The sequence below is a fragment of the Salicola sp. AFF1 genome, assembly GCF_056783195.1.
The window spans coordinates 1-3,709 of record NZ_JBXAYL010000061.1 but is presented as its reverse complement, the minus strand read 5'-3'; the positions used below and the strand labels follow the sequence as shown (position 1 = coordinate 3,709).

Below are 3,709 nucleotides of genomic sequence, written 5' to 3'. Positions count from 1 at the left end.
TTCTGTGGCCTGACGGCCACCCGGAGGTGGGTCAAAATTAATGGCCAGTAGTGGGTCATTTTAATTGGCCACTAACATTGGGGTTGGCGGCGCCGCAGGAATAGCTGCAGGCAAGGCCACTGTGATGGGCGGAACTGCTCTAGCGGCGAGCATGGGGTTGATGGCTGCTGGACCAGTAGGTCTGGGTGTAGTGGGGGTTATCATTGTTACTGGAGCTCTGGTGGGTATTGGCGTTGGATACTACTTCGATCATATGGGTAAGAACTTAGCCGATGTACTTTGGGACTGGTAAAAGAGATGATCTTTTTTGAGTCCGCAAAAAACCTGTTTCTACTGATCTTTGGGGGTTCATTCATACCCTTTGCGGCAACATGGATAGCCTTTGCCCGGTGCTCGATGGCCCGTATCGAAAAAGATATGAAACGCGATGGCTTGGATCGCCCGTGTCCTTGGGATGGCGTAGGAGGGCGTGCTCTGTGGTATGCCTGTGCGATCGGTCTGCCCGTTGGTCCCTGGAATCCAGTTAATGACCCCTTGGTGGATGTGCCCCTGTTACGCCGGTACGCCAAGCCCATGGACCGTAAATTGGGACCGGCGTTCGTTCTCGCAACAGGGGTCTTTCTGATCATTGGTATCTTAGGGATTGTTACGTTTGATTTCTCGCAGGCTTGATGGTGTCCGTGAGACCAGACGCTGCTTTATGAGGCCCCGAGTTGCATACTCTCCCCGTAAGAGCTCCATCAAGCAACTCAAGCCGGCGCTGCATAAACTCGTAATCCTGCAGATCGAAAAGGATGGCGTGGCATTTGAGGTGCGTAATAAACTCAACTTTCATGGGCTCATCCCGAATCGGCGCAACAGTGCGGTTACGCCGGATCTCCTGAACTCAGGGTATCCGGCGCATGGAACTGTTATCACTTTTTTTGATCAACCACTTGTTCGATATTGCTATGAGTATAGGCCAAAAAGTTGTGTTAATCAGATCATGAAGACTTGCCGACCAACGCATATAGCCTAGCGAGCCCAAATCATCTCGCAGGTCTAAAACCTCCATCCCTCCTGCCACGAGAAACACTGGGAGCAAAGCCAAGATATCAGGCTGGCCGCGACGCCACAGCATTACGGCCAGGAAGAAGATTAGCAAACCTATATGTATATGGATCGCATCCTTGGAAAGGCTTAAAACGTCCAGAATAACGAGCTTAATATTCTGATATACAGAAGTTTCCATGCTTCCAACCTACTTATAATGCCTACGTTCACCTGCCGCTATGGAGCGCTAGTGGCATAGTGGTCAGGTGAAGCGTCTAGTTTTGCATTGTAGTTGGTGTTGACATGTTTTATGTCGCTAAATCTCAACTTCACCGTTGATGCAAGTAAAAGTGTTCCCACCCACCCATATTGAGTCATCAGTGTCCTGCTTGATATGCGGTCGACCCTTCCTACCAAGTCGCGTACCCTGGCTGGAAACATAAGGAGCTTTCACACGCCCGCTGGCAATTAGCCATCCCGCAAGGGATGCATTGAGACTACCGGTTACAGGATCCTCTGTCTTTTGCCCATGCTCGTCGCTGAAAATCGCTCGTACCTCGAAAGCGCACTCCGAGCCTTCGGGATAAGGACCGACGAGACCGATGTCAAGGTGACTATTGCCAGAATTACGATTAAAATCAGGCTCTAAAGATAGGACGGCATCCGCACTTTCGAGTAATATTCCGACCCAGCCGGGTCCATTATCTACCCACTGAAGGTCAATCATTTCGTTGCGGTTAATACCCAGGACGGTGGCTAACTCTTCAGCAAACCACTCTTCAACCTCGCCGGACCGTAATAGTGGTGGAGCCGAGAATGCGAGGCCACCATCGCGCCGGATTGGCACCAAACCGGCTCCGCATTCTTGAATGATTCGGTCAGATCGCTTGGGCTTGCCACCAGCTTCTAACCACGCATGACAGGTACCCAGCGTAGGATGGCCCGCGAATGGAAGCTCGTGGGGAAGCGTGAATATCCGGACCCGGTAGTCGGCCTCGTCAGACGTTGGAGGCAGGAGAAAGGTACTCTCTGATAAATTCATCCAGCGGGTGAAATTCTGCATATCTTCGGTAGAGAGTCCCTCAGCGTCCAGAACAACCGCGACTGGATTACCCGTGTAGCGATGCTCCCCAAAAACGTCGATTTGTTTAAATCGTCTTCTCATTAAAGCCTCTTCCCTCACTCGAAATTACTGTATAACGAGACTGTAGAAAAGCCCGCTTCCGGGTTCACCCACAGCCTTCCTGATGGTTCATTTCACCAGCGTATTCGCTGATTCGTTTTCTTCCCGGTTCCGATGTCCGGTAAAGAGCCCCAGCTTGTGCTCGATCAGGTAACGGACGGCGTATTCGAAGGTCCCGGGCTGGAGCTGGTGGCGGAAGTTGATCACCACCATCGTGTCCTGGTCGATGTTGTAGGGGATGAATCGGGGCATGCGAACGGCTCCTTGTTGCCCAGTGCCAGCCTAGCAAATCGGGGGTTTTTCTACAGCTTCAACGCCCGCCGTCACCGGTGATAACGCCGGAGCGAAGCGGAGGTTTTGGCATCCGGTGCTCGGCCTTGTTAAATCCTGCCCAGGTGTCAACCTAAAATCTCACGCTCCCAGGCACCAATGTCGTATTTTGCCTTAGAGTACAGATCCCTATAGCCTCTGTCTCTCGGTCTATATCTTTCGAGAACGAACTTTTGGAAACACCCGTCTGGCAATGAGTCGAGGAGATATAAGATAGCTTGGCATGTCAGATCAAGTGCCCAAATAGCCATGGCACTGGTTGATATCCTCAGCGTCCACTCTTCCCCTTTACCTGCCGAGATGACCGGTTTCCCTGATATTCTCCTATTTTTTAGCGCATGGAGGACAGCTGGGGATTCCTGTGCAGATCGGATGACCCCATCCTCTTCCTGTTTTATAGGAACATCACAAGACCGAAAATGAACTAATGAGTCCCTGAGATCACGCAGATGAACCAGGTCAGCCATAAATCCGGGACTTTTCTCCGCAAGTAGTCTATTAACTCGTTTATAACGGTCATAGAACGAACCTGAAGAGTCCTCGCTTATTGCACAAAGTGCGTTCAGATTCTCGTAAGAGATACGAGCGAGATCCTCCCACGACGGAGTCATCTCTTTTTCATGATCAAATAAAAACGCACGAGACAATGAAGATATCTCATTACAGAATGATTCTATCGATATACAACAGAGAACAATTGAGGAAGGCGCCTCAAGGTTAAGATCTATCTTGCCATTGGTACTCGCAGCTGCCTCAGCCCTTTTGAAAGACGAGAGCAGGAAGTTCCACGACATTACAGTTGTCGTGTATGACAATGGCTCTTTCATTCTTTGTGAACTCCGAAGACCATCTTCGATTTAACGAGACTGTAGAAAAACCCACTTCTGGGGCTAACCTACAGCCTTCCTGCTTGTTCATTTCACCAGCGTATTCGCTGGCTCGATTTCTTCCCGGTTCCGGTGTCCGGTTCTGTCCGGATTACTTCCACGTCCTTAAAGACCCATCATGGCCGGCTTCTACCGGCTACATTCCGGACGCGCCTCTTCATGCGGCCAACTGCCCGTAATTGGCCAGTTTCTCGATGTTGTGCACCAGGCAGTAGAGCTGCCATTGGCCCTGGACCTTGCGCTTGCCGCGCAAACTGAACCGGCTAAGGCGCTTGGT

The 3,709-nt window shown here is 50.9% G+C and carries 6 protein-coding genes; 1 reads left to right on the top strand and 5 read right to left on the bottom strand.

Annotated features, from left to right (window positions below; genetic code table 11):
• Window positions 1-297: 297 nt before the first annotated feature.
• Window positions 298-672 carry a hypothetical protein gene (locus AC1RQI_RS16370; RefSeq protein ID WP_481905679.1) on the top strand — a complete coding sequence of 125 codons (375 nt, stop codon included), beginning with the start codon at window positions 298-300 and terminating at the stop codon, window positions 670-672.
• 214 nt (window positions 673-886) lie between these two features.
• On the opposite strand, the gene AC1RQI_RS16365 is transcribed toward AC1RQI_RS16370, so the two are convergent.
• The 5 genes from AC1RQI_RS16365 to AC1RQI_RS16345 all read right to left on the bottom strand — a co-directional run.
• Entirely contained in the window at window positions 887-1,231 is a 345-nt protein-coding gene (locus AC1RQI_RS16365; protein WP_481905678.1) for a hypothetical protein, read from the bottom strand.
• A 117-nt stretch (window positions 1,232-1,348) separates the two neighbouring features.
• Complete coding sequence (locus AC1RQI_RS16360) at window positions 1,349-2,197, bottom strand: PhzF family phenazine biosynthesis protein (RefSeq protein WP_481905677.1); 849 nt, start codon at window positions 2,195-2,197, stop codon at window positions 1,349-1,351.
• An 87-nt stretch (window positions 2,198-2,284) separates the two neighbouring features.
• On the bottom strand, window positions 2,285-2,467 hold the full coding sequence (locus AC1RQI_RS16355; protein ID WP_481905676.1) for a hypothetical protein: 183 nt from the start codon (window positions 2,465-2,467) through the stop codon (window positions 2,285-2,287).
• Between the two features lie 146 nt (window positions 2,468-2,613).
• Window positions 2,614-3,372 (bottom strand): hypothetical protein, encoded by a 759-nt coding sequence (locus AC1RQI_RS16350; RefSeq protein WP_481905675.1) that lies wholly within the window; start codon window positions 3,370-3,372, stop codon window positions 2,614-2,616.
• A 217-nt stretch (window positions 3,373-3,589) separates the two neighbouring features.
• Window positions 3,590-3,709, bottom strand: a 120-nt coding sequence (locus AC1RQI_RS16345) for a transposase (protein ID WP_481905680.1), incomplete at its 5' end; no start/stop codon positions are given.